The organism is Micromonospora sp. NPDC005686, from assembly GCF_042871665.1.
Taxonomy (GTDB): Bacteria; Actinomycetota; Actinomycetes; order Mycobacteriales; family Micromonosporaceae; genus Micromonospora.
On record NZ_JBIAIY010000001.1, the window covers coordinates 150,911 to 176,808 of the forward strand.

Annotated in this window: 22 protein-coding genes and 1 pseudogene; 12 read left to right on the forward strand and 11 right to left on the reverse strand. The window is 73.0% G+C overall.

The window, feature by feature from the left end:
* Positions 1–2: 2 nt before the first annotated feature.
* Complete coding sequence (locus tag ACFYON_RS00705; RefSeq protein WP_355015106.1) at positions 3–797, forward strand: amino acid ABC transporter ATP-binding protein; 795 nt, start codon at positions 3–5, stop codon at positions 795–797.
* Positions 798–869: 72 nt separating this feature from the next.
* Positions 870–3,569: a DNA polymerase I gene (gene polA / locus ACFYON_RS00710; protein ID WP_355015105.1), complete on the forward strand. Its 2,700-nt coding sequence runs from the start codon at positions 870–872 to the stop codon at positions 3,567–3,569.
* An 81-nt stretch (positions 3,570–3,650) separates the two neighbouring features.
* Here the strand turns inward: polA and ACFYON_RS00715 are convergent, their stop codons facing one another.
* The 5 genes and pseudogenes from ACFYON_RS00715 to ACFYON_RS00735 form a co-directional block, all read right to left on the reverse strand.
* A complete protein-coding gene (locus ACFYON_RS00715; RefSeq protein ID WP_354872756.1) occupies positions 3,651–3,818 on the reverse strand; it encodes a hypothetical protein in 168 nt (55 codons plus the stop codon).
* Between the two features lie 255 nt (positions 3,819–4,073).
* A complete protein-coding gene (locus ACFYON_RS00720) occupies positions 4,074–4,463 on the reverse strand; it encodes a MerR family transcriptional regulator (protein ID WP_354872753.1) in 390 nt (129 codons plus the stop codon).
* Positions 4,463–4,807, reverse strand: a pseudogene (locus tag ACFYON_RS00725) (DUF3140 domain-containing protein); the annotation flags it as partial. The pseudogene ACFYON_RS00725 and the gene ACFYON_RS00720, both read right to left, overlap by 1 nt.
* A complete protein-coding gene (locus ACFYON_RS00730; RefSeq protein WP_013287506.1) occupies positions 4,794–5,012 on the reverse strand; it encodes a DUF2945 domain-containing protein in 219 nt (72 codons plus the stop codon). The pseudogene ACFYON_RS00725 and the gene ACFYON_RS00730, both read right to left, overlap by 14 nt.
* Positions 5,013–5,182: 170 nt before the next feature.
* Positions 5,183–5,986 carry a methyltransferase domain-containing protein gene (locus tag ACFYON_RS00735; protein WP_357707412.1) on the reverse strand — a complete coding sequence of 268 codons (804 nt, stop codon included), beginning with the start codon at positions 5,984–5,986 and terminating at the stop codon, positions 5,183–5,185.
* Positions 5,987–6,298: 312 nt separating this feature from the next.
* Here ACFYON_RS00735 and rpsA point away from each other — a divergent pair, with 312 nt between their 5' ends.
* Both rpsA and coaE read left to right on the forward strand, forming a co-directional pair.
* Positions 6,299–7,828: a 30S ribosomal protein S1 gene (gene rpsA, locus ACFYON_RS00740; protein WP_355015104.1), complete on the forward strand. Its 1,530-nt coding sequence runs from the start codon at positions 6,299–6,301 to the stop codon at positions 7,826–7,828.
* Between the two features lie 160 nt (positions 7,829–7,988).
* A complete protein-coding gene (gene coaE, locus ACFYON_RS00745; protein WP_354872745.1) occupies positions 7,989–9,164 on the forward strand; it encodes a dephospho-CoA kinase in 1,176 nt (391 codons plus the stop codon).
* A gap of 50 nt (positions 9,165–9,214) precedes the next feature.
* Here the strand turns inward: coaE and ACFYON_RS00750 are convergent, their stop codons facing one another.
* Positions 9,215–10,726, reverse strand: coding sequence for a hypothetical protein (locus tag ACFYON_RS00750; RefSeq protein WP_354872742.1), 1,512 nt, complete (start codon positions 10,724–10,726; stop codon positions 9,215–9,217).
* 386 nt (positions 10,727–11,112) lie between these two features.
* On the opposite strand from ACFYON_RS00750, the gene uvrB reads away from it, so the two are divergent.
* The 4 genes from uvrB (at position 11,113) to ACFYON_RS00770 (ending at position 15,471) form a co-directional block, all read left to right on the forward strand.
* Positions 11,113–13,218, forward strand: a complete 2,106-nt coding sequence (gene uvrB, locus ACFYON_RS00755; RefSeq protein WP_354872740.1) for an excinuclease ABC subunit UvrB — start codon at positions 11,113–11,115, stop codon at positions 13,216–13,218.
* Positions 13,219–13,243: 25 nt separating this feature from the next.
* Positions 13,244–14,080: an AraC family transcriptional regulator gene (locus ACFYON_RS00760; protein ID WP_355095972.1), complete on the forward strand. Its 837-nt coding sequence runs from the start codon at positions 13,244–13,246 to the stop codon at positions 14,078–14,080.
* 25 nt (positions 14,081–14,105) lie between these two features.
* Positions 14,106–14,474 carry a VOC family protein gene (locus ACFYON_RS00765; protein WP_354872735.1) on the forward strand — a complete coding sequence of 123 codons (369 nt, stop codon included), beginning with the start codon at positions 14,106–14,108 and terminating at the stop codon, positions 14,472–14,474.
* 103 nt (positions 14,475–14,577) lie between these two features.
* Positions 14,578–15,471, forward strand: coding sequence for a DUF5753 domain-containing protein (locus ACFYON_RS00770; RefSeq protein WP_354872733.1), 894 nt, complete (start codon positions 14,578–14,580; stop codon positions 15,469–15,471).
* Between the two features lie 167 nt (positions 15,472–15,638).
* Here ACFYON_RS00770 and ACFYON_RS00775 read toward each other — a convergent pair whose 3' ends face one another.
* On the reverse strand, positions 15,639–15,932 hold the full coding sequence (locus tag ACFYON_RS00775; protein ID WP_013287496.1) for an antibiotic biosynthesis monooxygenase: 294 nt from the start codon (positions 15,930–15,932) through the stop codon (positions 15,639–15,641).
* Between the two features lie 393 nt (positions 15,933–16,325).
* Between ACFYON_RS00775 and ACFYON_RS00780 the strand changes: the two genes are divergently transcribed.
* Complete coding sequence (locus ACFYON_RS00780; RefSeq protein WP_354872839.1) at positions 16,326–17,324, forward strand: TerC family protein; 999 nt, start codon at positions 16,326–16,328, stop codon at positions 17,322–17,324.
* A 51-nt stretch (positions 17,325–17,375) separates the two neighbouring features.
* Here the strand turns inward: ACFYON_RS00780 and ACFYON_RS00785 are convergent, their stop codons facing one another.
* Together ACFYON_RS00785 and ACFYON_RS00790 are read right to left on the reverse strand one after the other, a co-directional pair.
* Positions 17,376–18,365: a C40 family peptidase gene (locus ACFYON_RS00785; RefSeq protein ID WP_354872731.1), complete on the reverse strand. Its 990-nt coding sequence runs from the start codon at positions 18,363–18,365 to the stop codon at positions 17,376–17,378.
* A gap of 99 nt (positions 18,366–18,464) precedes the next feature.
* Positions 18,465–19,562 (reverse strand): dipeptide epimerase, encoded by a 1,098-nt coding sequence (locus ACFYON_RS00790; protein WP_354872729.1) that lies wholly within the window; start codon positions 19,560–19,562, stop codon positions 18,465–18,467.
* A gap of 44 nt (positions 19,563–19,606) precedes the next feature.
* Between ACFYON_RS00790 and ACFYON_RS00795 the strand changes: the two genes are divergently transcribed.
* On the forward strand, positions 19,607–20,404 hold the full coding sequence (locus ACFYON_RS00795; RefSeq protein WP_354872726.1) for a tyrosine-protein phosphatase: 798 nt from the start codon (positions 19,607–19,609) through the stop codon (positions 20,402–20,404).
* 5 nt (positions 20,405–20,409) lie between these two features.
* Here ACFYON_RS00795 and ACFYON_RS00800 read toward each other — a convergent pair whose 3' ends face one another.
* Positions 20,410–21,279 (reverse strand): serine hydrolase, encoded by an 870-nt coding sequence (locus tag ACFYON_RS00800; RefSeq protein WP_354872723.1) that lies wholly within the window; start codon positions 21,277–21,279, stop codon positions 20,410–20,412.
* A 73-nt stretch (positions 21,280–21,352) separates the two neighbouring features.
* Here ACFYON_RS00800 and ACFYON_RS00805 point away from each other — a divergent pair, with 73 nt between their 5' ends.
* Entirely contained in the window at positions 21,353–22,018 is a 666-nt protein-coding gene (locus ACFYON_RS00805) for a class I SAM-dependent methyltransferase (protein ID WP_354872721.1), read from the forward strand.
* A 365-nt stretch (positions 22,019–22,383) separates the two neighbouring features.
* Here ACFYON_RS00805 and typA read toward each other — a convergent pair whose 3' ends face one another.
* Entirely contained in the window at positions 22,384–24,252 is a 1,869-nt protein-coding gene (gene typA, locus ACFYON_RS00810; RefSeq protein WP_387320428.1) for a translational GTPase TypA, read from the reverse strand.
* Between the two features lie 131 nt (positions 24,253–24,383).
* On the opposite strand from typA, the gene ACFYON_RS00815 reads away from it, so the two are divergent.
* Positions 24,384–25,871 (forward strand): DedA family protein, encoded by a 1,488-nt coding sequence (locus ACFYON_RS00815; protein ID WP_354872716.1) that lies wholly within the window; start codon positions 24,384–24,386, stop codon positions 25,869–25,871.
* Positions 25,872–25,898: the final 27 nt, after the last annotated feature.

A 25,898-nucleotide genomic window follows, 5' to 3' on the forward strand; every position in this document is an offset into this window, starting at 1 on the left:
ACATGACCGCTTCCCCGCAGGTGTCGGGGGCCGAGTCCGGGCTGATGGTGCGGGCCGAGCAGGTGCACAAGTCGTTCGGGCCGCTGGAGGTGCTCAAGGGCATCGACCTGGAGGTCCGCTCCGGCGAGGTGTGCTGCCTGCTCGGGCCCTCCGGCTCCGGCAAGTCGACGTTCCTGCGCTGCATCAACCACCTGGAGAAGATCGACGCCGGCCGGATCCGGGTGGACGGCGACCTGATCGGCTACCGGGAGCGCGGCGGCAAGCTGTACGAGATGCGGGACAGGGACGTGGCAGCGCAGCGCCGCGCCATCGGCATGGTGTTCCAGCGGTTCAACCTGTTCCCGCACATGACGGTGCTGCAGAACGTCATGGAGGCCCCGGTGCTGCTGCGCCAGGCCAAGAAGGCGCAGGCCCGGGAGCACGCCGCGCAGCTGCTGGACCGGGTCGGGCTGGGCGACAAGCTCGGCGCGTACCCCGGTCAGCTCTCCGGTGGCCAGCAGCAGCGGGTGGCCATCGCCCGGGCGCTGGCCATGCGGCCGAAGCTGATGCTGTTCGACGAGCCGACCAGCGCGCTCGACCCGGAGCTGGTGGGCGAGGTGCTGGACACGATGAAGGACCTGGCCCGCGACGGCATGACGATGATCGTGGTGACCCACGAGATCGGCTTCGCCCGGGAGGTCGGCGACCACCTCGTGTTCATGGACGGTGGCGTGGTGGTCGAGCAGGGCGACCCGCGCGAGGTGATCTCGGCGCCGCAGCACGAGCGGACCAAGGCGTTCCTGGCCAAGGTTCTCTGACCTCGGCCTCCGGTGCGGCGCGCGCCGCACCGGAGGCCGGAGTTGTCGGGCGTACGGACTAGAGTCGCTGCCGTGACAGCTACGACGCCGCGCCTGCTCCTCGTCGACGGACACTCCCTGGCATACCGGGCTTTCTTCGCCCTGCCTGTGGAGAACTTCTCCACCACCACGGGGCAGCCGACAAACGCCGTCTACGGCTTCACCTCCATGCTGATCAACGTGCTGCGCGACGAGCAGCCGACGCACATCGTGGTGGCGTTCGACGTCTCCCGCCGCTCCTTCCGCACGGACAAGTACGCCGAGTACAAGGCCGGCCGCAGCGAGACCCCCACCGACTTCAAGGGCCAGGTCAGCCTGGTCAAGGAGGTCCTCGCCGCGCTGCGGGTGCCGGTGGTCGAGCGGGAGGGCTACGAGGCCGACGACGTCATCGCCACGCTCGCCTTCCAGGCCCGCGATCAGGGCATGGACGTGCTGATCACCACCGGCGACCGGGACGCGTTCCAGCTCGTCGGCGAGCGGGTCACTGTGCTCTACCCGCGTAAGGGCGTCTCCGACCTGGCCCGGATGGATCCGGCCGCGGTCGAGGCGAAGTACGGCGTCACCCCGGACCGCTACCGCGACCTGGCCGCGCTGGTCGGCGAGACCAGCGACAACCTGCCGGGCGTACCGGGTGTCGGCCCGAAGACCGCGGCCAAGTGGATCAACCTGTACGGCGGCGTCGAGGGCGTGGTGGCCCGCGCCGACGAGATCAAGGGCAAGGCCGGCGACAGCCTGCGCGAGCGGCTGGCCGACGTGATCCGCAACTACGAGATCAACTGCCTGGTCTCCGACCTTGAGCTGCCGGTCCGCCCCGAGGACGCCCGCTGGCAGGGCTGGGACCGCGAAGCCGTGCACCAGGTCTTCGACACGCTCCAGTTCCGCATCCTGCGCGACCGGCTCTACCAATACCTGGAGGCTGTCGAGCCGGAGGCCGAGGCGGGCTTCGATCTGGCCGGCGAGGTGCTCACCGAGCCGGGCGCGCTCGTCGGCTGGCTCGACACGCACGCCCCGGCGGGCGCCCCGGTGGGCCTGGCGGTCACGCTCGACACCGGCCCCAACCGCCGGCACACCGCCACGGTGACCGCGATGGCGCTGGCCACCGCCGCCGGCGCGGGCGCCTGGTTCGACCCGAGCGCCCTGGGCGCCGGTGACGAGGCCGCGCTGGCCGGGTGGCTCGCCGACGCCGAGCGCCCGAAGGTGCTGCACGACAGCAAACCGGCGGTGCTGGCGTTCGCCGCGCACGGCTGGGAGCTGCAGGGCATCGCCCGCGACACCCAGATCGCCGCCTACCTGGCCCGCCCCGACCAGCGCTCCTACGACCTCACCGACCTGGCCCTGCGCTACCTGCACCGGGAGCTGCGCGTCGACGCGCCGGAAACCGGTCAGCTCACCCTCGACGGGCTCGGCGACGAGAGCGTGGCCGAGCAGAACCTCATGCTCCAGGCCCGCGCCACGCTCGACCTGGCCGACGCGATCGACGCCGAGCTGTCCCGCGACGGCGAGCAGTCGGCCCGGCTGATGGCCGGCGTGGAGCTGCCGCTGATGCGGGTGCTCGCCACCATGGAGCGCACCGGCATCGCCGCCGACACCGACTACCTCTCCGAGCTGGAGGCGCACTTCGCCGCCGAGGTGAAGGCCGCCGCCCAGGGCGCCTACGAGGTGGTCGGCCGCGAGTTCAACCTGGGGTCGCCGAAGCAGTTGCAGGAGATCCTCTTCACCGAGCTGGGCCTGCCCAAGACCAAGAAGATCAAGACCGGCTACACCACCGACGCCGACGCGCTGCAGTGGCTCTACGCCCAGACCGAGCACCCGCTGCTGCACCACCTGCTGCGCCACCGCGACGTCGCCAAGCTCAAGTCGACAGTCGACGGTCTGCTCAAGTCGGTCTCCGACGACGGCCGGATCCACACCACGTTCAACCAGACGGTGGCGGCGACCGGGCGGCTGTCCTCCACCGAGCCGAACCTGCAGAACATCCCGATCCGCACCGAGGAGGGGCGCCGGATCCGGCGTGCGTTCGTGGTCGGCGAGGGTTACGAGTGCCTGCTCACCGCCGACTACAGCCAGATCGAGATGCGGATCATGGCGCACCTGTCCTCGGACGACGCGCTGATCGAGGCGTTCAACTCCGGGCACGACTTCCACGCCGCCACCGCGTCCTCGGTCTTCACGGTCGAGGTCGGCGACGTGACCGCCGACCAGCGCCGCAAGATCAAGGCGATGAACTACGGCCTGGCGTACGGGCTCAGCGCGTTCGGCCTGTCCCAGCAGCTCGGCATCAGCGCCGAGGAGGCGCGCGGGCTGATGGAGAACTACTTCGCCGGGTTCGGCGGGGTCCGCGACTACCTCCAGGAGGTGGTGGCCCGCGCCCGCCAGGACGGCTACACCTCCACCATCCTGGGCCGTCGCCGCTACCTGCCCGACCTGGTCAGCGACAACCGGCAGCGCCGGGAGATGGCCGAGCGGATGGCGCTCAACGCCCCGATCCAGGGTTCGGCGGCCGACATCATCAAGGTCGCCATGCTGCACGTCGACAGCGCGCTGCGCGACGCCGGGCTGCGCTCCCGGATGCTGTTGCAGGTGCACGACGAGCTGGTCTTCGAGGTCGCGCCGGGCGAGCGGGAGGCGCTGGAGGCGTTGGTGCGCAAGGAGATGGGCGAGGCGTACCCGCTGTCGGTGCCGCTGGAGGTGTCGGTGGGCGAGGGCCGCGACTGGAACAGCGCCGACCACTAGTCGTTCTTGCCCGCGCCCGTCGCCATCCTTATAGTTGTCTATATTCATCGACTTCTAAGAGGTGGCGGCGATGGGCGTACGTCAGATGGTGAGCCGGGTGGCGGCAGCCGGTTTGTTGGCCGCCGTGGCGGCCCTCACGCCCGCCACGGCCGCGCAGGCGGCCCCGACCGGGTGCAGCGCCTGGAGCTTGAACGGCGCCGGACACGCGACCTGCACCGGCGGCACCGGCACCGTCTGGGTGAAGGTCACCTGCATAACCGTCGGGGGAATCGAGTGGAGGAAGACGGGTCCCAGAGTGGCGGTCGGCCAGGTGTCCTCGGTGCCCTGCCAGTTGCCGAAATGGTCGGTGATGGATGTGGGATTCGGAACGTCTGACTGAGCCGTTGCGGCTCCCGGCCGCCGGCCAGCGCCACCTGGCGTCCCGCACGTCCCCCCGGAGCTCACCGGCGGTGATCAAGGAGTTGGCGTCCCCGAACGGGCCCGGGCGTGACACGAACTCCTTGATCACCGCGAGCGGGGCGGCGGCGGGGACGAGGGCGGCGGGGAGAGCAGAGGCGCGGAGGGTGGGGTGGCGGCCTGGAGGGTGGCGCCCAAGCGGTCCCGGACGGCCGTCTGAGCCGCGATCCGGGCGTCCAGCACGGCCAGACGGTCCCGGCAGACCCGCAGCCCGGCCGGAGACGGCGGCGCCGACGCCACGTCCCCGTCCAGGCAGGGCAGGAAGACCCGCACGTCGTCCAGCGTCAGCCCGGCGTCGAGCAGGTGACGGATGTTGCGGACCCGGGTGACGACCCCGGCGTCGTACTCGCGGTAGCCGTTCGCCGCCCGGGCCGAGGCGATGAGCCCGTGTTCCTCGTAGTGCCGCAGTGCACGCGGCGAGCGGACCGGCCGGCTCAACCCTTGAGCGGGTCGTGCCCCCAGTTCATCAGCGACCAGCGCCACCTGGTGTCCCGGACGTCGCCGGACGGCCGCTGCGCCAGGTGCCGGTGGACGTACCCGATCACCTTGCGCATGTGCTTGTAGTCGGCGGCGGTCAGGTCGGCGCGCTTGCGGCGCAGCAGGTCGACGATGCGCCGGCCGGAGTCGTGCCCGACCGATTCGCCACCCTGCGTGCCCTTCTTGTGCCAGCCGACGTGCTTGGACTCCGCGGTCTCCAGCCAGCGGGTCAGCTCACCCGGCTTCATGTTCACCGCGTCGGTGAACTCCCGGTACGTCTGCTGCGGGTCCTCATCGCGACTCATGACGCAGCACCTCCGGGCGGTGGGCGACGTCGCGGCCCGAGTCGTCGTTGGTGATCCGGTACTGCGGCTGCTCCGGGGAGGCGTTCACCGTGTGCCCGCGTACGTGGGTGCGCTCGGTCAGCTTCTCCTTGACGACGCCGTACGCCCGGCCGCTGTGGCTGGCCCAGGAGACGTGGTCGCCGGCGCGGAACTCGTTCTCGGCCATGCCGCGCGGTTACCCGCGGTGGATACCGAGTAACGGCGTCGTCAGGGCCGGATCTCCGCGATCGGCAGCTTGATCGCGAAGGGCTCGGCCAGCTCGATCACCTCGCTGCTGAGCCTCTGGCTGCGAGTTCGACGCCGGGGGGCGTCCGGCAGGGTGAGCGATCCTCCAGCTCAGTCCGCCGGCTTCTCGGCCACGAAGATCGCGGTGCCGGGGAACAGGCGGCCGCGCAGCGGGCTCCACTGGCCCCAGATTCCCTCGTGGCCGGCCGGCCACTCCGGTTCCACCAGGTCCAGCAGGTGGAAGCCCGCCCCGACCAGTTCCCGGATCCGGTCGCCCAGGGTGCGGTGCTGCTCGACGTACGTGGCCACGCCGGCCTGGTCCTGCTCGACGTACGGCGAACGGTCGAAGTACGAGTGCACCGCGGTCAGCCCGCCCTCGCCCGGGTCGTCCAGGAAGATCCAGCGCATCGGGTGGGTGACCGAGAAGACCCACCGGCCGCCGGGCCGCAGCACCCTTGCCACCTCACGCATCGCCGCCGCCGACTCGTCCACGAACGGGATCGCGCCGAACGCGGTGCAGACCGTGTCGAACGCGGCGTCGGCGAAGGGCAGCGCGAGCGCGTCGGCCTGCACGAGCGGCACGCGTACCCCGGTGCGTCCGGCGGCCTCGGCGGCGTGCCGCAACATGCCGGCGGACAGGTCGAGCGCGACCGGCCGGGCGCCCTGGGCGGCGAGCCAGCGGGCGGCGGCGGCCGCCCCGGCGCCGAGTTCGAGGATCCGCCGGCCGGCCACGTCGCCGAGCAGCCGGGCCTCGGCCTCGCGCAGCCCTTCCGGGCACCAGACGAAGTCGACCTCGCCGAGGAACGCGCCGTGCTCGGCCTGGTACGTGTCGGCGTCGGTGTCCCACCAGCCGCGGTTGGCGCGGCGGATCTCCCCGGCGTCGACCCGTCGGTGGGTCACCCTGTCGTCGTCCACGGGTTCACGCTAGGTCCGGCGGCGGGGACGCGGTGCGGTGGGGTGGCGGCTGGGGCGGATGTGACGGACGAGACAGCGATGGCACCTTACCGAGCAAAATCTCCGCTTTCGCAGGGGATGAGTTCGCGCGTACCCGGGAGGGCTTGCACGCTGTGGTAATGCAGCGGGTAGGCTAGACGATGCGCTCGCGGATCGTGTGCCTCGGCAGGGAGCAGGTGCGCGGTCACCGGAGCCACTAATGATCTTCTCGCGTCGATCGTTCGGTGTGCCCGGCGACGGATCCGTTGGCGCGGAAGAGTCACCGCGACACCCATGCCCGCTGTGACAACCCATCCGACCGGAGCAACCGCCCACATGACGAGCAGCATCGAGGCCACCTCGAGCGCCAACAAGGTCACCCACGACGACCTCGGCTCTGAGGAAGCTTTCCTCGCCGCGATCGACGAGACCATCAAGTACTTCAACGACGGCGACATTGTCGAAGGCACCGTCGTCAAGGTCGATCGGGACGAGGTCCTGCTCGACATCGGCTACAAGACCGAGGGTGTCATCCCCTCTCGGGAGTTGTCGATCAAGCACGACGTGGACCCGGCCGAGGTCGTCTCGGTGGGTGACCACATCGAGGCCCTCGTCCTCCAGAAGGAGGACAAGGAGGGTCGGCTGATCCTCTCCAAGAAGCGGGCGCAGTACGAGCGGGCCTGGGGCACGATCGAGAAGATCAAGGACGAGGACGGCGTCGTCCGCGGCTCGGTCATCGAGGTCGTCAAGGGTGGTCTCATCCTCGACATCGGCCTGCGCGGCTTCCTGCCCGCGTCGCTGGTGGAGATGCGGCGTGTGCGTGACCTGCAGCCGTACGTCGGCCGCGAACTCGAAGCCAAGATCATCGAGCTGGACAAGAACCGCAACAACGTGGTCCTGTCCCGCCGGGCCTGGCTGGAGCAGACGCAGTCCGAGGTGCGCACCGAGTTCCTCAACAAGCTCCAGAAGGGGCAGGTCCGCAAGGGCGTCGTCTCCTCGATCGTCAACTTCGGCGCGTTCGTCGACCTGGGCGGCGTGGACGGCCTCGTGCACGTCTCCGAGCTGTCCTGGAAGCACATCGACCACCCGTCCGAGGTCGTCGAGGTGGGCCAGGAGGTCGAGGTCGAGGTCCTGGACGTCGACCTGGACCGCGAGCGGGTCTCGCTGTCGCTGAAGGCGACGCAGGAGGACCCGTGGCGTCAGTTCGCCCGCACCCACGCGATCCAGCAGATCGTGCCGGGTAAGGTCACCAAGCTGGTGCCGTTCGGCGCGTTCGTCCGGGTGGACGACGGCATCGAGGGCCTGGTCCACATCTCCGAGCTGGCCGAGCGCCACGTGGAGATCCCGGAGCAGGTCGTGCAGGTCGGCTCCGAGGTCATGGTCAAGGTCATCGACATCGACCTGGAGCGCCGCCGGATCTCGCTGTCGCTCAAGCAGGCCAACGAGGGCTTCGTCGAGGGCGAGGAGCACTTCGACCCGACCCTCTACGGCATGGCTGCCACGTACGACAACGAGGGCAACTACATCTACCCCGAGGGCTTCGACCCGGAGACGGGCGAGTGGCTCGAGGGCTACGACAAGCAGCGCGAGACCTGGGAGCAGCAGTACGCCGAGGCGCGTCAGCGCTGGGAGGCCCACACCAAGCAGGTGCAGACCTCCCGCGCAGCCGACGCCGAGGCCGCCGCCAACCCGGCTCCGCCCACCACCGGCACCACCTCGACCTCGACCTCGGCCCCGAGCCGTCAGGCCGAGGAGCCGGCCGGCACGCTGGCCACCGACGAGGCGCTCGCCGCGCTGCGGGAGAAGCTCGCCGGCGGCAAGTGACCGGACGCTGACGCCTGATCGTCCCACCGGACGAATCGGCGACTGCCTCTGACGACGGGCCCCGTCCCCGCGTTCCGCACCAGCGGAGCGCCGGGGGCGGGGCTCTCGTCGTACGGCGGGCGGGTTTGGCATGCGGCCGGCGATCCGGTTGACTGTCCGGGTGCTGAAAGTGGGGCTGACCGGCGGAATCGGATCGGGAAAGAGCGCTGTGGCGAGGCGGCTCGCCACGCTGGGCGCGGTGATCGTCGACTCGGACCGCATCGCCCGCGAGGTCGTCGCGCCCGGCACCGACGGGCTGGCCGAGGTGGTCGCCGCCTTCTCCGACAAGGTGCTGGACGCCGACGGGACGCTGGACCGGGCCGCCCTCGGCGCGGTGGTCTTCGGCGACGAGGCCGCCCGCCGCAGGCTCGAAGGGATCACCCACCCCCGGGTACGCGCGCGCAGCGCCGAACTGGTCGCCGCCGCCCCCGCCGATGCGACAGTGGTGAACGACGTACCGCTCCTGGTCGAGGTGGGACTGGCGCCGACGTACCACCTGGTGGTCGTGGTGCAGACGGCCGTGCCCACCCGGATGGCCCGGCTGACCCGCGACCGGGGCATGGCCCCGGCGGAGGCCGAGCGGCGCATCGCCGCGCAGGCCGACGACGCCACCCGCCGCGCGGTCGCCGACGTGCTGCTCACCAACGACGGCACGCTCGCCGAGCTGCATGCCGCGGTCGACGCCCTCTGGCGGGATCGCCTGCTGCCCTACGAGCGCAACGTCCGCGAGCGCCGCGCCGTCCAGCCCGACCCGGCGCCGGCCGGGCCGGACCCGACCTGGCCCGCGCAGTACTCCCGGCTGGCCGCCCGGATCCGCCACGCGGCCGGCGGCGACATCCGGGTCGACCACGTCGGCTCCACGGCCGTGCCGGGCATCGCCGCCCCGGACGTGATCGACATCCAGGTGACGGTGTCCTCGCTGGCGGAGGCGGACGGGCCGCTGGCGCAGCGACTGGCCGAGGCGGGTTTCCCGCGGCTGCCGGGCGAGTGGTGGGACACGCCGCGTCAGCCGGAGGAGGTGCGCTGGGCCAAGCGGCTGCACGGCGGCGCGGACCCGGGTCGGCCGGTGCGCCTGCACCTGCGGGAGGCCGGTTCGCCCGGCTGGCGGTACGCGCTGCTCATGCGCGAGCACCTGCGCGCCGACCCGGCGCGGCGGGCCGACTACCTCCAGGTGAAGCGGGAGCTGGCGGCGGCCGCGCCGGAGCGCGCCGCGTGGGGCACGGTGGCCGATCCCTGGTTCGACGAGGAGCACCTGCGCGCCGAGGAGTGGGCGGCGCAGACCGGCTGGCGGCCCTGACCGAGCCGTCCCGAGCGCGCCGGCTCGGCGGGCCGTGGAGCCGCGCCGGCTCAGCGGGCCGACGATCCGCCGCTGCCCGGCGTGAGGTCGAGCCGGATCCACACGCCCCGCCGGGTGCGCAGTTCCATCCGGCGCGGCAGGCCGCCGCGGTCCAGCCACAGGCGGCGGTTGCCCGGCAGCGCGAACACGTCGACCGTCCGGTCGCCCAGCCGGTCCTCCCGGACCCGGGCGGTGGCGCCGGGCGCGTGCTGGGCCACCCGCAGGGCCGCGTCGAGCAGCCGGTCCAGGTCATCGCCGGGCGGTCGCGCGGGGGCGGCGAGCAGCGCGGCCGGCATCGGCGTCGGAAGCGCCGCGGGCCCAGCGGGGGAGCGCGGCGCCTCGGCCACCCGGCCCGGCCGGGCCCACCGCAGGGTACGCCGGCCGCTGCCCTCCTCGGCCACGACGAGGTACGCCGACGGGCTCGTCCAGTCCACCGTGCCGGCGGCCCGCAGGTCGGCGGACGGGCTGAGCGGAGCGGCCACGTCCACCGACGTGCCGCGCAGTGCCCGTAGCCGGGCGGGCAGCGCGGCCAGCCGGGCGGCCTCGTCGTCGGTGAGTGCCCTGGGCTGCCCGGGCCGGCCACCGAGGGCGTCCACCGGGCGCAGGGCGGGCCGGTCGGCACGGATCAGGTCGACGGTGACGGGTGTGCCGTCGGCCAGCCGGCCGGTGAGCCGGTGCAGCCGGGCGTCCGCGTCCACCCACAGCGTCGACCGGTCGCCGAGCGGGGCCAGGGGCGCCTGGAACACGTCCACCGGGACTCCGTCGACCTGCTCGCGGCGCAGCCACCGCCCGCCGAGGACGGGCCTGTCGACCCGGTCGGCCCCGAGCCCGAGCAGCAGGTCGCGTACCGCGCCGAGGCCGTGCCCGCCGGCCGGATCGCGCATCCGCCACCGGTCCGCCGGTGGCACCAGCGGGGGCCGGGCCGGGGTGGGAAGCGCGGCGGGGCCGGGCCGAACCAGCAGCGCGGACGCGACGGCCTGCACCAGGCCCCGGTCGGCGCCCGCGCCCGGGCCGCCGACGTCCAGGTAGACCAGGGGACGGGCCCAGTCGACCCAGCCGGCCAGCTCGGTACGGGCGGCGTCCGCGCCCACTGTGATCCGGACGCCGGCGCGTACGTCGCGCAGGTTGGTGACCCGCAGCGCGGCCACCCGGTCGGCCTCGGCGGCGGTGAGCGGGCGTTCGGCTCCGGCCTCGCCGGCCCGGTCGGGCATCCAGGCCGGCAGGCCGGCGACGAGCGTCACGGCGGAGATCGCGGCCACGGCCACGAGCGCCGCGAGCGCGATCCGGCGCCGGTCCGGCCCGTCCGGCGGGTCGTCGGCGCCGTCCAGTTCCGCCTCACCCGCCGGCCGGGTGGTGAGCGCGGGGTGATGGCCGGCGAGCAGGCCGGCCCGGCGGCGCCGGCCGGCCACGGTGGCGGGCCGGGCCGGTGTGCTGGTGCGGGCGCGGCGGTGGCCGCGCCCCGGCTCCCGGGGTACGGCCTGGTCGCCGTCGCCACGCGCGGCCGACCGGTGGAGGCGGCTCACGCCGCGCCGGTGACCCGGCTCGCCGGCGGGCGGGGGCGTGCCGGCGTCGGGCTCGCGTCGCGGCCGGCGATCGGGAGAGGTCCCCACGAGTGGAGAACGCGAGAGCGGGGTTTCGGTGACGAGCAGGGGCGCTCGCGGCGGCCGGTCAGCGCTGCGCGCGACCACCGTCGGCGCGCACGCCGGTCGTCCCGGGTGCTGCGGCCCTGGCGCCGGGGGCGACCGGCCCCGCGAGGGGGCGATCACCGTGCCCGGTCGGCCGCCGCGAGCGGCCTACGGTACGAGGGTAGACCAGTGAGATGCGCCACACAATGCGAATATCGAAGCCGATCAGGGACGGTAAGTGGTCGTGGCCGGAAGTGTCGGACCGCGGGCGTACCGTTGAGGTCATGGCGCTCGACATTCCCCGGCTCGACGGCCGCTTCCAGGTCGTCAGTGATTTCCAGCCGGCCGGTGACCAGCCGGCTGCCATCGACGAGCTTGAGCGTCGCGTGCGGCGCGGCGACCGCAACACGGTGCTGCTCGGCGCGACCGGCACGGGCAAGAGCGCCACCACGGCGTGGCTGGTCGAGCGGCTCCAGCGGCCGACCCTGGTGCTCGCCCCCAACAAGACGCTCGCCGCCCAGCTCGCGAAGGAGTTCGGCGAGCTCCTGCCGCGCAACGCTGTCGAATACTTCGTCTCGTACTACGACTACTACCAGCCCGAGGCGTACATCCCGCAGACCGACACCTACATCGAGAAGGACTCCTCGATCAACGAGGAGGTGGAACGGCTGCGGCACTCGGCCACCATGTCGCTGCTCACCCGGCGGGACGTCATCGTGGTGGCCACCGTCTCGGCGATCTACGGGCTCGGCACGCCGGAGGAATACCTCGACCGGGCCGTGCGGGTGAAGGTCGGGCAGGAGCTGGACCGCGACCAGTTGCTGCGGCGGCTGGTCGACATCCAGTACACGCGCAACGACATGGCCTTCCAGCGCGGCACGTTCCGGGTCCGCGGCGACACGCTGGAGATCATCCCGGCGTACGAGGAACTGGCGGTCCGGATCGAGCTGTTCGGTGACGAGATCGAGAAGCTCTACTACCTCAACCCGCTGACCGGTGACGTGGTCCGTGAGGTCGACAGCCTGGTGATCTTCCCGGCCACGCACTACGCCGCCGGCCCGGAGCGCATGGAGCGGGCCATCCGCGACATCGAGGCCGAGCTGGCCGAGCGGCTGGCCGAGCTGGAGCGGCAGGGCAAGCTGCTGGAGGCGCAGCGGCTGCGCATGCGCACCACGTACGACATCGAGATGATGCGGCAGGTGGGCTTCTGCTCCGGCATCGAGAACTACTCGATGCACATGGACGGCCGGCTGCCCGGCAGCCCGCCGCACTGCCTGCTGGACTACTTCCCCGACGACTTCCTCACCGTGGTCGACGAGTCGCACGTGACCATCCCGCAGATCGGCGGTATGTACGAGGGCGATGCCTCCCGCAAGCGGATGCTGATCGACCACGGCTTCCGGCTGCCCAGCGCCGCCGACAACCGGCCGCTGCGCTTCGACGAGTTCCTGGAGCGGGTGGGCCAGATGGTCTTCCTCTCCGCCACCCCCGGCCCGTGGGAGCTGGAGAAGGCGCAGGGCGAGTTCGTCGAGCAGGTGATCCGGCCGACCGGCCTGATCGACCCCGAGGTGGTGGTCAAGCCCACCAAGGGGCAGATCGACGACCTCATGCACGAGATCAAGCTGCGCACCGAGCGGGACGAGCGGGTGCTGGTCACCACGCTGACCAAGAAGATGGCCGAGGACCTCTCCGACTATCTGCTGGAGAACGGCATCCGGGTGCGCTACCTGCACTCCGAGGTCGACACGCTGCGCCGCGTCGAGCTGTTGAGCGAGCTGCGTAAGGGCGACTACGACGTGCTGGTGGGCATCAACCTGCTCCGGGAGGGTCTCGACCTGCCCGAGGTGTCGCTGGTGGCGATCCTCGACGCCGACAAGGAGGGTTTCCTGCGCAGCGGCCGGTCGCTGATCCAGACCATCGGCCGCGCGGCCCGTAACGTCTCCGGCCAGGTTCACATGTACGCCGACAAGATCACGCCGTCGATGGCGAACGCGATCGACGAGACCAACCGGCGCCGGGCCAAGCAGATCGCGCACAACGAGGCGAACGGCATCCGCCCGGAGCCGCTGCGCAAGAAGATCCACGACATCCTCGACGACATCTACCGCGAGGCGGAGGACACCGAGAACAGCAACGTCGGCGGTGCCGTGCGGCAGTTGTCCCGGGGCAAGGCGCCGGTCAAGGAGACGCGCAGCCGCCGGGGCGCCGCGGCCACCCCGTCGCGGGAGGGGATGGCCCGGGCCGACCTGGCCAACCTCATCCAGGAACTCAACGACCAGATGCTCGCTGCCGCGCGGGAGCTGCAGTTCGAGCTGGCCGCGCGCATCCGTGACGAGGTCGCCGACCTCAAGAAGGAACTGCGCGGGATGGACGCCGCAGGGGTCCGGTGACCGGCGCGGCGGCCGGGGCGGCGCGATGCTGACCGAGGCCGTCGTCGGGCGGCCCGATCCGCGGCTGCGTCAGTGGGTGGGCAGCTACCTCGGCTACCGCGAGGACGCGCCCGTCCCGCTGGTGCGCCGGGAGGTGGCGGGCGCGTTCGTGGTGCTGATCCTCGGCTGGGGTGACCCCCTCGACGTGACCGACCCGCGTGCCGCCGGCCGGAGCGCGTCCGCCGCGAACGCCTTCCTGGCCGGCCCGTTCGACGGCTGGTGCGTCACCCGGACGGCCGGGACCGGCACCGGGGTGCAGGTGCTGCTGACCGCCCCGGCGGCCCGCCGCCTGCTCGGGCTGCCGCTGGCCGAGCTGGCCAACCGGGCGGTGCCGGTCGACGCGGTGGCGGGCTGGCTGGCCCGGCTGCGCGACGAGCTGGCCGGCGAGCCGGGCTGGCCGGAGCGCTTCGCCCGGCTCGACGCCGCCCTGACCGCGCGGCTGGTGGTGACCGCGCCGGTGGACCCGCACCTGCTGGCGGCGTGGCGGCGGCTGGAGGGCAGCGGGGGAGCGGTCGGCGTGGCCGCGCTCGCCGGTGAGCTGGGCTGGTCCCGGCGCCACCTGTCGGTCCGGTTCCGGCGGGAGTTCGGCCTGCCGCCGAAGGCGGTCGGCCGGCTGCTGCGTTTCGAGCGGGCGTACGCGAGCCTGGGCCGCACCCTGCTCACCGCGCCGGTCGCCGTGCCGGACGACGCCGGGTGGGCGGAGCGGGCGGCCCGCTGGGGCTACTACGACCAGTCGCACCTGATCCGGGAGTTCCGCGAGTTCGCCGGCGTCACCCCGGCCGCGCTCACCACGTCCGGATCGCATTCGTCCAATCCGGCCTGACCGGGCGGGCGGCAGACTGACCGCCATGCGAAGCATCTATCCGGTCCTGCGGTATCCCGACGTGCGAGCCGCAGTCGACTTCCTCTGTTCCGCGTTCGGCTTCACCGTGCGCGAGGCCCACGAGCTACCCGACGGCACGACCGGCCACGCCGAGCTGGCGTACGGCGACGACCTGGTGATGCTCGGCCCGGGGCCGGCGCCGCAGCCCCGGCCCGCGGACGACGACTACCGCGTCTACGTGGCGCTCGACGACGTGGACGCGCACCACGAGCGCGCCCGGGCGGCCGGGGCGGAGATCGTCCGGGCGCCGTTCGACACCGACTACGGCTCCCGTGACTACGCCGCCCGCGACGTGGCCGGGCTGGTCTGGTCGTTCGGTACCTACCGCCCCTGAACTACCTGCCGCCCCTGAACACGCGATCCGCGCCATTGCGCTCTGTGGGGGAGGTATTGCCGAGCGTGACGGTGATGCGTACGCTCCCTCCCGGGAGGCGTGCATGCCGTTGTCAGCAAGTCCTGTGGTCCGGAGGGCGAGGCTCGGTGTGGAGCTGCGCCGGCTGCGCCGTCGCGAGTCGCTCACGCTCGAACAGGTCTGCGCCCGGCTGGGCTGGGCGTCCACGTCGAAGCTGTCCCGGATCGAGCTGGGGCAGAGCCGGCCAGACCTGGCCGACGTGCTCGACCTGCTCGACGTCTACGCGGTGCCGTCACCGCAGCGCGACGAGCTGATCGTCATCGCCCGCGACGCCGCCACCGGCCGGGGCTGGTCCAAGGCGCTCGGCGAGATGGGGGAGCGTCAGCGGGCGTACGCCGAGCTGGAGGCGGGCGCGGAGCGCATCGTGGAGTATCAGTGCGTGCTCGTGCCGGGGCTGCTCCAGACGCCGGCCTACGCCCGGTTGCGGGTGTCGGCCGGCGCGGCGCTGACCGGGGAGGTGGACGTGGAGGCCGACGTGCGCGCCCGGGTGGCACGCCAGGAGCTGTTGATCCGGCCGGACCCGCCGCACTACACCGCGCTCGTCGACGAGCGCGTCTGCGACCCGGACGGCCTACCCGCGGACGTGTGGCGCGACCAGATGCGGCACCTGCTCGCGCTCGCCGAGCGGCCCCGGGTCAGCGTCCGGGTGCTGCGGTCCGCGGCGTCGGGCGGCGACGGGCCGCACCCGCTGGCGCCGTTCTCCTACTACGCCTACCCCGACCCGGAGGACCCGCGCACCGTGCTGGTGGAGACGCTCACCACCGACCTGCGGCTGGTCGCCGAGGCGGACGTGACCCACTACGAGCGGGTCATCGAGCGGCTGCTGGCGGCGGCGCTGCCGCCGGACGCCTCCGCCGAGCTGGTGGCCCGGCGGCTCGGCGCGGCGTCGGTGCCCCGGCCGCGCGACCCGCACAAGTAGTGGTGGTCCGCACGAGTAGTGGTGGTCCGCGCGAGTAGTGGTGGTCCGCACGAGCGACCGTGCGCCGCGCGGCCCGTGGGCGGGCGCGGCCACCGGGCCCGGCGCCCCCGAGGCCCGTCGGGATCGATGGCCGCGCAGCTCGCAGGCTACGCCGGGGGTACGACAGTTCAGGCCGGAACGTCGATGAAGTGCTCGACCAGGGGCGGTCCGGCGAAGTGCGGACCGATCAGCCCGCGCCACTGCGCGAACCGCTCGGTCTGGCGGAAGTTCACGTCGTGGGCCTCGACCGAGTCCCACTCCACGAGCAGCACGAACCGGGTGGGCGACTCCACGCCCCGGGTCATCCGCACGGAACGGCAGCCTTCGGCTCCGGCGAGGATCGGCCGCGCCTGCGCGTAGGCGGCGGCGAACTCGTCCTCGTGTCCGGGCGTCACATCGATGAGCGCAACCTCAAGAACCATGCTGGCAGCCTGCCATGCCGGCCGATCGCCGGCGCGTCCCGGGTGACGTGCCGGCGTGCCGCACGCAAGCGCGAGGGCTAGCCTCCTAGGATGCCCTGCGGGACGTGAGCCGCGGCACCCCGGGAGATCAGGCGGCGGCCCGGAGATGCGCCATGCGGGTGCGATGGTGAACAATGGCGGCCGAGGAGGGGAGTATTCCCCCGCGACGGAGTCGTCAGCACGGAAGAGCGCCCGTACCCCCAGGCGCCCGACCCGGCTCCGTCGGTCGGAACCCGGCACTCGGGCCCCGGCGGAAGAGACCTCCGACAGTCACCCCAGTCAGCGTCGACGCACCCCGCGACCCCACCCGGCGTACGGTGTGCACCGACGCAGCGTGTCTGCCGGAGGATGGATTTGAACGTGTCCGCATTGGTGTGGGCGGTAACGCTGATCGCGATGACCGCGGTCCTGCTCGTCGACCTGTTCATCATCGGCCGGCGGCCGCACGAGCCGAGCGTCCGCGAGTCCAGCCTGTGGGTGGGCTTCTACGTCGGCCTGGCGCTGGTCTTCGGCGTGGTGCTCTGGCTGACCGCCGGTGGCCGCGTGGCCGGCGAGTTCTACACGGGCTGGCTCACCGAGTACAGCCTCTCGGTGGACAACCTCTTCGTCTTCGTGATCATCATGGCCCGGTTCGGGGTGCCCCGGCAGTACCAGCAGAAGGTGCTGCTCGTCGGCATCATCCTGGCGCTGATCATGCGGGGTGGTTTCATCGCGGCCGGCGCGGCGTTGATCTCCCAGTTCTCCTGGGTCTTCTACATCTTCGGCGCGTTCCTCATCTACACCGCGGTGAACCTGGCCCGGCAGGGCGAGCCGGACGAGGACGAGTTCAGCGAGAACCTGCTGATCCGGTGGAGCCGCAAGGCGCTGCCGCTGTCCCGGGACTACGACGGGGCGCGGATGACCACCCGGGAGCACGGGCGGCGCCTGTTCACCCCGATGCTCATCGTGATGATCGCGATCGGCACCACCGATCTGATCTTCGCGTTGGACTCGATCCCGGCGATCTTCGGCATCACCCAGGAGCCGTACCTGGTCTTCACCGCGAACGTGTTCGCGCTGATGGGGCTGCGGCAGCTCTACTTCCTGCTGGGCGGCCTGCTGGACCGGCTCATCTACCTCAGCTACGGCCTGGCCGTGGTGCTCGGCTTCATCGGCGTGAAGCTGATGCTGGAGGCGCTGGCCGAGAACAACCTGCCGTTCATCAACGGCGGCGAGCACGTGGCGTGGGCCCCGCACATCCCGATCTGGCTCTCGCTCACGGTCATCCTCGGCACCCTGGCCGTGGCCACTGTGGCCAGCCTGGCGAAGTCGTCGCGGGACCGGCGCCGGGAACTGGCGCAGGCCCGCCGCTGACCCGCCTTCGGGGCGCTCCCGCGCAGGGGGCGCCCCGAAGCGTGTCCGGGATCAGACGCGGTGCGCGCCGACGAGGGTGGCGGTCCGGTCGGCGGGCAGCTCCTCCTCGACCACGCGGCGGGTGAGGTAGCAGGCGTGCAGCATGCGGCGCCGGCCGCCGTGCGGCTCGGCCGACACGATCCCGACGTGGTGGATGCGCCGGCCGGGCCGGGCGAAGAAGTAGAGGTCGCCGGGGCGCTCGGCGTCCAGCGGCACCCATGAGGTCGCCGCCGCCTGGTCGTCGGCGTCGCGGGGCAGCGTGATCCCGTACCGCCGCCAGGCCAGGTGCACCAGCCCGGAACAGTCGATGCCGTCGGTGGACATGCCGCCCCAGACGTAGGCCAGGTCGCGCAGCCGCTCGGCGACAGCGAGCACCTTCTCGGCCTCGGGACGCTCGGCGGGCAGCGGCACCAGATCGTCCTCCGGTGCCCAGAGCGGATCGGCCCGGCCGGGCACGCGGACCGGACGCCTGCCGTTCACCGCCGGCCCGGCCGGCGTGAGCCGGGTGCCGAGGACCACGCCGGTGAGCGCCGCGTCGCCGTCCGACCCGGCACGCAACGCGGTGCGGGCGGCGTCGACGGTCAGCGGGCCGTCGGCCGCCGGTCCGGGCCCGGCCGCTGCCGGCCCGGCCGGAACGGTGCCGGACGCGGTGCGGCCGGCCGGGTCGGTGTCGGCCGGGTCGGTGTCGGCCGGGTCGGTGTCGGCCGGGTCGGCGTCGGCCGGGTCGGCGTCGGCCAGGTGGGCGGTCCGCAGCCAGCCCGGATAGCCGTCGGCGCCGAGTTTCGCCGCGGGCTGGCCCAGGGCCACCACCCGGGCCCAGCCGTCCGGCCGGGTCTCGGTGACACGCACCGGCTCGCCGAGCAGCAACTGGGTCAGCACGCAGTCGCCGACGCGCTGGTCGCGGTCCATGCCGGCGATCCAGGCGGCGACGTCGGGGGAGCCGGCGAGGGCGGGACGGTCGACCGGGCGTACCGCCTCGGGGGCGGTCCACAGGGTCGCCACCGGCACTCGTACGACGGCTCGCCGGCCGGGCTGAGGCGCCACGCGTACCCCTCTCTCCGGTGGTCGTCGAGGCGACCATATGAAAAATTCTGACGTTGCTCAACCAGCTGTCTGAATTTTAGCTTCACGCAGTCCGGTGATACCCAGACCCGGCGCGTCGGGCAGCAGCACGCTCGCGTCCTCGTACCGGATGCCGCCGGTGACCGGCGACCAGGCCAGCCACCAGGCGGCGTCGAGGTCCGACACGGCCGTGGTGCCGTAGGCGGCGACCAGGCTGGCCGCGGCGCCGACCCCCACCGGACCCTCCATCATCGAGCCGACGATAGCCCCCATGCCGTGCGCGGCGGCCAGGTCGAGCAGCGTGCGCGCCGGTTGCAGGCCGCCGCACTTGGCCAGCTTCACGTTGACCATGTCGGCCGCGCGGCGCCGGATCACCTCGACCAGGTCACGCACGTCGAAGACGGACTCGTCGGCCAGGATCGGCAGGTCGACCCGGTCGCTGACCCAGGCCAGCCCGTCCAGGTCGCGACGGTGCACCGGCTGCTCGATCAGCTCCACGTCGAGTCCCGCGTCCTCGATCGCGCGGATCACCCGGACCGCCTCCCGAGGTGTCCAGCCCTGGTTGGCGTCCAACCGGATCCGCACGCCCGGGCCTACCGCGGCGCGCACCGCGCGGACCCGGTCCAGGTCGCCGCGGGCGTCGGTGCCGACCTTGAGCTTGAGCACGGTGAAGCCCTCGGCGCCGCGCCGGGCCGCCGCCGCGGCCAGGTCGACCGCGTCACCGGCGGCGAGCGTGACGTCGGTCGGCACGCGCATCGCCGTGCCGCCGAGCAGACGCACCAGGGGTACGCCGAGCCGCCGCGCGGCCAGGTCGTGCAGCGCCACGTCGAGCGCCGCCTTCGCCGACTCGTTGCCCACCACGGCACGGCGCACCAGCGCGCAGGCCGCCTGGAGGTCGTCGGCGTCGCGGCCGATCAGCAGCGGCGCGAGCAGTTCGCGGACGCACGCCTCGGCGCCCGCCACCGACGCGCCGGTGACCTGCCAGACCTGCGGCGCCTCCCCGAAACCCGGGCGGCCGTCGCCGTCGACAACCTCCACGACCAGCGTTTCCACAGTGGTGGTGTGGCGCAGGGCGGTGACGAACGGGGTATGTAAGGGGGCCGACAGGCGGTGGGTGCGTACCGCGGCGATCGTCATGTGGGGCACCCTATAGCCAACTGGCGGCGAGCAGGGGAGGGCCGATGTCCGGGCGGGAATGGGAGCTGGTGGGCGCGCCGAACGCGCGTGACCTGGGTGGACTGCCGACGGTCGATGGGCGTCGGGTACGCGCGGGGCGGCTCATCCGCACGCCCGCGCTGGGCCGGCTCACCGACGAGGACCTGCCGGTGCTGGGCAAGCTCGGCCCGGCCTGCGTGGTGGACCTGCGCGGCGCCCACGAGCAGGCGGTGGCCCCGCCGGACCGGCTGGTGGGGGAGCCCCGCAGCGTGCACCTGCCGGTCTACGACGCGGCGCACCCCGTGTTCACGTACGTCTCGGCGGTGTTGCAGGGCCACGACCTGGACGCGTACGCGGCGCTGGCCCGCGAGGGCATGCCGGGCGCGATGACGGCGATCTACCGCTGGTTCGTCACCGGGGAGTCGGCGCGGGCCGGGTTCGGGGCGGCCGTGCGGCTGGCCGCCGACGGGACGAACCTGCCGCTGCTGTTCCACTGCTCGGCCGGCAAGGACCGCACCGGCTGGCTGTCGGTGGTGCTGCTGACCGTGCTGGGGGTGCAGGAGGAGGCGATCCGCGCCGACTACCTGGTGCACAACGAGCTGACCGAGAGCCTGCGCGAGGTACTGCTGTCGGCGATGATCCAGCGCCGGCCGGACCTGGACCCGGCGGTGGCCCGGCCGCTGCTGGAGGTGCGCCCGGAATACCTGGACGCCGCCTACGACGAGGTGCGCCGCGCGCACGGCTCGTTCGACGCGTACCTGCGCGACGGTCTGGGGGTGACCGACGCGCACCGCGCGGCGCTGCGCGAGCGGCTGCTGGAGTAGCCGGGTCAGCCGGCCAGGTCGTGCCGGACGGCCCAGACCCGCGCGGAGACGTGCGCGATCAGCCGGCAGGCGTCGTCTGAGGCTTCGTCTCCGTCCGCGCCGCCGTCGGCCAGGTCGGTGGTGGTGCAGACGACGATCGTGTACGGCGGCGCGTCGTCCGGGAACACCACGCCCGCGCCGTGGCGCACGCCGCGCACCCAGCCGTTCTTGTGCGCGATGCGGGTGTCGTCGGGCAGCCCGGCGGCCAGGTCCTCGCGGTGTTCCTGCGCGACGAGCACGTCGAGCATGGTGGCGCAGCCGGCCGGCGAGGCGAGCGGACCCGGCCGGGTCGCGCCGAGCGCCAGCTCGCCGAGCAGGGCGGCCAGGTCGGCAGCGGTGACCAGGTTGTCGGCGCCGGAGTCGCGGGCGGCGAAGTCCTCGATGCCGCGGCCGGTGACGCTGTGCCGCGCGCCGGCCAGCGCCCACGCCTGCGCCACGGCGGGCAGCCCGACCTGGCCGATGCAGACGTTCGTGGCCAGGTTGCTGGACCGGACGATCATCCGCTCGGCGAGCCAGCGCAGCGGCGCCTCGCCGCCGACGCGCTCCCAGACCGCCTCGTCGTTGTCGTAGTCGCGGGCGTTGGCGAACCGGGGCGCCCCGGGCAGCGCGGATTCGAACGAGTTGCGTACCGGCACCGGCGCGTCCAGGTCGAGCCGACCGGCCTCGGCGGCCCGGAACAGCGCCACCAGCACTGCCAGCTTCATGGTGCTCGCCGCGTAGTGGGTGGTGTCGGCCCGCCGCGCCCACGCCTGCCGCGCGCCGGGGCGGCCCACGTACGCGGAGACGGTTCCGGGCACCTCGTCCAGGTGCGCGTCGAGTTCGTCCTGCCAGGTCATGCCCGCACCGTAGCCGATCATCCCGGCGCTCGCGGGGCAGCGGTGACCGTGGGTGCGGGGCTAGCGTGCGGAGATGACGACCCCGTTGTACGACGACATCGCCGACTGGTACGAGGAGTACGCCAGCGAGACCTCGTCGGTCTACATGGACCGGGTCCGCTCGGTGCTGGCCGGCCTGCTGGGCGACGGCCCGGGTCGCTGTGTGGACCTGTGCTGCGGCACCGGCGCGCACGCGGCCGAGCTGCGCCGTCTCGGATGGACGCCGGTGGGCGTGGACCTGTCCGGCGGGCAACTGCGCCACGCCCGGTCCCGGCTGCCGGTGGCCCGGGCCGACGCCACGGCGTTGCCGCTGGCCACCGGTGCCGTATCGGCGGTGGTCTGCGTGCTGGCGCACACCGACATGCCGGACTATCCGGCGGCGATCGCCGAGGCGGCGCGGGTGCTGGCACCCGGCGGGCGGTTGGTGCACGTCGGGGTGCACCCGTGTTACGTCGGCGCGTTCGCCGACCGGTCCGAGCCGGAGCGGATCGTGATCGACGGCGGGTACGCCTCACGGGAGCACACGCTGCGGTCGTGGAACTCGGTGGGAGTGCGGGCGCGTGTCGGCGCCTGGCACCTGCCCCTGGCCGACCTGCTCAACGCCGTGGCCGCGGCCGGCCTGGTGGTGACGCGGGTGGTCGAGTCCGGCTCCGGCCCCGTGCCCGACGCCCTGGCGATCGCCGCCACCAAACCCCGCTGACGCCTCGTTCCCGTCATCCTCCGGCCTCGCGCAGATGCCTGCGCCCGCGCTCGCACCGTTGCCGCGTCCGCTCCCACCGCTGTCGGCTGCGCTCGTCCCGCTGCCGCGTCCGCTCACCCGTCGGCCGCCCTCACGCCCGTCTGCCGCTTCCACGCCGTCTGCGGAGACCGCCCCGGACCCGTCTCCGCCCACCCGTCGACTTCCCGTTCCGCGCTTCCCCGTCGATCATGAGGCTGGCGGCGGTTGTGGAGATCGAAATCGCCGCCAACCTCATGATCAACAGGGCAGGGCAGGGCAGGGCAGGGCGGAGACGGCGGAGCCCGGTCCGCCGAGGGGCGGGCCGGGCTCCGGGTGGGCGGGAGAGGTCAGCCGGCGTGCTTGCGGCGGGCGGCCATCCGGCCCCGCTGGGTCTGGTCCAGCACCACCTTGCGGATGCGCACCGCGACCGGGGTGACCTCGACGCACTCGTCCTCGCGGCAGAACTCGAGCGCCTGCTCCAGCGACAGCTTGCGTGGCGGAATCAGCTTCTCGGTCTCGTCGGAGGTCGAGGCCCGCATGTTGGTGAGCTTCTTCTCCTTGGTGATGTTGACGTCCATGTCGTCGGAGCGGGAGTTCTCCCCGACGATCATGCCCTCGTACACCTCGGTGGTCGGCTCGACGAAGAGCTGGCCACGCTCCTGAAGGTTGATCATCGCGAACGGGGTGACCACGCCGGACCGGTCGGCGACCAGGGACCCGTTGTTGCGGGTGCGCAGCTCGCCGAACCACGGCTCGTACGACTCGAAGACGTGGTGCAGGATGCCGGTGCCCCGGGTGTCGGTGAGGAACTCGGTGCGGAAGCCGATCAGGCCGCGCGCCGGGACCAGCCACTCCATCCGGATCCAGCCGGTGCCGTGGTTGACCAGCTGCTCCATCCGGCCCTTGCGGGTCGCCAGCAGCTGGGTGATCGCGCCGAGGTACTCCTCCGGCGCGTCGATGGTCAGCCGCTCGACCGGCTCGCAGGTCTTGCCGTCGATCTCCTTGGTGACCACCTGCGGCTTGCCGACGGTCAGCTCGTAGGACTCGCGGCGCATCTGCTCGACCAGGATGGCCAGGGCCAGCTCACCGCGGCCCTGCACCTCCCAGGCGTCCGGACGCTCGGTGGGCAGCACCCGCAGCGAGACGTTGCCGACCAGCTCCTTGTCGAGCCGGTCCTTGACCATCCGGGCGGTGACCTTGGCGCCCTTGACCCGGCCGACCAGCGGCGAGGTGTTGGTGCCGATGGTCATCGAGATGGCCGGCTCGTCCACCGTGATCAGCGGCAGCGGAACCGGGTTCTCGGCGTCGGCGAGCGTCTCGCCGATCATGATCTCCGGGATGCCGGCGACCGCGATGATGTCGCCCGGCCCGGCCGAGTCGGCCGGCTTGCGCTCCATGCCCTCGGTCATCAGCATCTCGGAGATGCGGACCCGCTCGGTGTTGCCGTCGGTGCGGCACCAGGCCACCGTCTGGCCCTTGGCGATCGTGCCCTGCCGCACCCGGCACAGCGCCAACCGACCCAGGAACGGCGAGGCGTCGAGGTTGGTGACGTGCGCCTGCAACGGCGCGTCCTCGTCATAGGAGGGCGGCGGGATGGTGTCCAGCAGGGTGCGGAACAGCGGCTCCAGGCTGGTGCTGTCGTCCGGCACCGAGCCGTCGGCGGGCTGGGTGAGCGAGGCGATGCCGTCGCGGGCGCAGGCGTAGACGATCGGGAAGTCGATCTGCTCCTCGTCGGCGTCCAGGTCGAGGAAGAGCTCGTAGGTGTCGTCCACGACCTCCTTGATCCGGGCGTCCGGCCGGTCCACCTTGTTGATCACCAGGATGATCGGCATCCGGGCCTTGAGCGCCTTGCGAAGCACGAACCGGGTCTGCGGCAGAGGACCCTCGCTGGCGTCGACCAGCAGCACCACGCCGTCGACCATGGTCAGGCCCCGCTCGACCTCACCGCCGAAGTCGGCGTGGCCGGGGGTGTCGATGATGTTGATGGTGACCGGGTCGGACCCGTCCGCCGGCAGGTAGCGCACGCCGGTGTTCTTGGCGAGGATGGTGATGCCCTTTTCCCGTTCGAGGTCCATCGAGTCCATGACGCGCTCGGTGTTCTCGCCGCGGGCGCCGTAGGCGCCGGCCTGCCGCAACATGGCGTCGACCAGGGTCGTCTTGCCGTGGTCGACGTGGGCGATGATGGCGACGTTGCGGAGGTCGGTGCGTAGCTGCATACCCTCCATACTCCTGTCTGCGGTTGCCGGGGCATGCCTCGGGGTCACCCCGAGATCGCCCGGATCTGCGTGGAAAGTGCTGTGCCGACCGTTCCAGCGACTGGCATGCTGGCACCCGTGCGGGGTGTCCGATGCCTGACCTGCTGACCTGGCTGCAGGAGCTGCCGCCCCTGCTGATCTACGTGGCCGCCGCGGCGATCGTCGCGGCGGAGACCGCGGTGATCGTCGGGCTGCTGATGCCCGGCGAGGCGACCCTGCTTCTGGTCGGCTTCCTAGCGTACGCGGGGACGCTGCGCCTCGCTCCCGTGCTCGTGGCGATGACCGCCGCCGCTGTGATCGGAGACACACTCGCGTGGCGGGCGGGCCGCCGGTACGGGCCGCGTCTGCGCGCCTCCGGCGTGGGCGCCCGGATCGGCGCGCACCGGTGGCGGCGGGCCGACTCGCTGCTGGAGCGCCTCGGCGGCCGGGGCGTGCTCGCCGCCCGCTGGATCGCGTTCGCCCGCACGCTGGCGCCCCGGCTGGCCGGGTCGGCCGGGATGCCGTACCGGCGGTTCGCGCCGTGGAACCTGGCCGGGGTGGCGAGCTGGGTCGGCGCCTCGGTGCTGGCCGGTTACCTGGCCGGTGAGTCGTACGAGCGGGTGTCGAAGCTGCTCGGCCGGGCCACCGGGGCGGTGCTGGCGCTGCTGCTGTGCCTGCTCGCCGTGGTGCTGGCCGGCCGCTGGCTGGGGCGCAACCCGGACCCGGTACGCGCGCTGGCGGGGCGGGCCGCCGCGCTGCCGCCGCTGCGCTGGCTGCGGGCCCGGTACGGGGTGCTGTTCTTCCTGGTGGCCATGCGGGTCGGCCCGGCCTGGACGCTGCTGATCAACCTGGCGCTGGGGCTGGCGCTGCTGTTCGTCGCCGGGCTGGCCGTGGCGGTGCTGCTGGAGGCGGTCGTCGCGCACAGCGGGCTGGGTGTGCTCGACGGGCTGGTCGCCGACGGGTTCGCCGCCCGGCGTACCCCTGGGGTGGTCGACACGGCGTTGCTCGCGGTGTCGGTGCTGCGTGGCTGGGTGCTGATCGCCGCGGTGGCGGTGGTGGCCGCGGTGGCCGCGCGGCGCGGACGGGTGTGGCGGGCCGACCCGCTCGGGGTGCTGGGCACGGTCGGCGCCGCCGTGCCGCTGGTGTTGCTCGTGGTGATCGCGGACCTGACCGGCCCGGGTGGCCCGGACCGTCCCGGTGGCCTGTTCCCGACGCAGAACGCGGTGGTGACGGCGAGCTTCGGCACACTCGCCTGGCTGCTGTCGCGTGGTGCCCGCTGGCCGGTGGGCGCGGCGGTGTGGACGGTCGCGTCGGCGGGCGTGGTCACTGTCACCGGCGCGCGGCTCTACCTGGGCTTCAGCACGGCCAGCGGCACCGTCACCGCGGTCCTGCTGGGCCTCGCCTGGACCACCGTGTTCGTGGTGGCGTGGGCGACCCGGGACCGCCTGACGGACCCGGACGAGCCGCCGGCCGGCGCGGACCGGGAGGAGCGGCCCGCCGACGCGGACCCGGGCGAGGCGGTGGTGGCGGAGCCGCCGCCCCGGCCCCGGCGGCGCCGGCCGGCGTCTCGGGTACCACGCGGACCGGCCGGCCCTTGTTAGGGTGCGCCGACGAGGACGACGGGGAGG

What these genes read in the sequence shown, in the direction of transcription:
- typA (WP_387320428.1), bottom strand. Translation starts at nt 24,252, where the DNA reads ATGCAGCTACGCACCGACCTCCGCAACGTCGCCATCATCGCCCACGTC.
- ACFYON_RS00790 (WP_354872729.1), bottom strand. Translation starts at nt 19,562, where the DNA reads ATGACGATCGCCGCGGTACGCACCCACCGCCTGTCGGCCCCCTTACAT.
- ACFYON_RS00795 (WP_354872726.1), top strand. Translation starts at nt 19,607, where the DNA reads ATGTCCGGGCGGGAATGGGAGCTGGTGGGCGCGCCGAACGCGCGTGAC.
- ACFYON_RS00765 (WP_354872735.1), top strand. Translation starts at nt 14,106, where the DNA reads ATGCGAAGCATCTATCCGGTCCTGCGGTATCCCGACGTGCGAGCCGCA.
- uvrB (WP_354872740.1), top strand. Translation starts at nt 11,113, where the DNA reads ATGGCGCTCGACATTCCCCGGCTCGACGGCCGCTTCCAGGTCGTCAGT.
- ACFYON_RS00805 (WP_354872721.1), top strand. Translation starts at nt 21,353, where the DNA reads ATGACGACCCCGTTGTACGACGACATCGCCGACTGGTACGAGGAGTAC.
- ACFYON_RS00775 (WP_013287496.1), bottom strand. Translation starts at nt 15,932, where the DNA reads ATGGTTCTTGAGGTTGCGCTCATCGATGTGACGCCCGGACACGAGGAC.
- ACFYON_RS00800 (WP_354872723.1), bottom strand. Translation starts at nt 21,279, where the DNA reads ATGACCTGGCAGGACGAACTCGACGCGCACCTGGACGAGGTGCCCGGA.
- ACFYON_RS00705 (WP_355015106.1), top strand. Translation starts at nt 3, where the DNA reads ATGACCGCTTCCCCGCAGGTGTCGGGGGCCGAGTCCGGGCTGATGGTG.
- ACFYON_RS00770 (WP_354872733.1), top strand. Translation starts at nt 14,578, where the DNA reads ATGCCGTTGTCAGCAAGTCCTGTGGTCCGGAGGGCGAGGCTCGGTGTG.
- ACFYON_RS00730 (WP_013287506.1), bottom strand. Translation starts at nt 5,012, where the DNA reads ATGGCCGAGAACGAGTTCCGCGCCGGCGACCACGTCTCCTGGGCCAGC.
- rpsA (WP_355015104.1), top strand. Translation starts at nt 6,299, where the DNA reads ATGCCCGCTGTGACAACCCATCCGACCGGAGCAACCGCCCACATGACG.
- ACFYON_RS00760 (WP_355095972.1), top strand. Translation starts at nt 13,244, where the DNA reads ATGCTGACCGAGGCCGTCGTCGGGCGGCCCGATCCGCGGCTGCGTCAG.
- ACFYON_RS00815 (WP_354872716.1), top strand. Translation starts at nt 24,384, where the DNA reads ATGCCTGACCTGCTGACCTGGCTGCAGGAGCTGCCGCCCCTGCTGATC.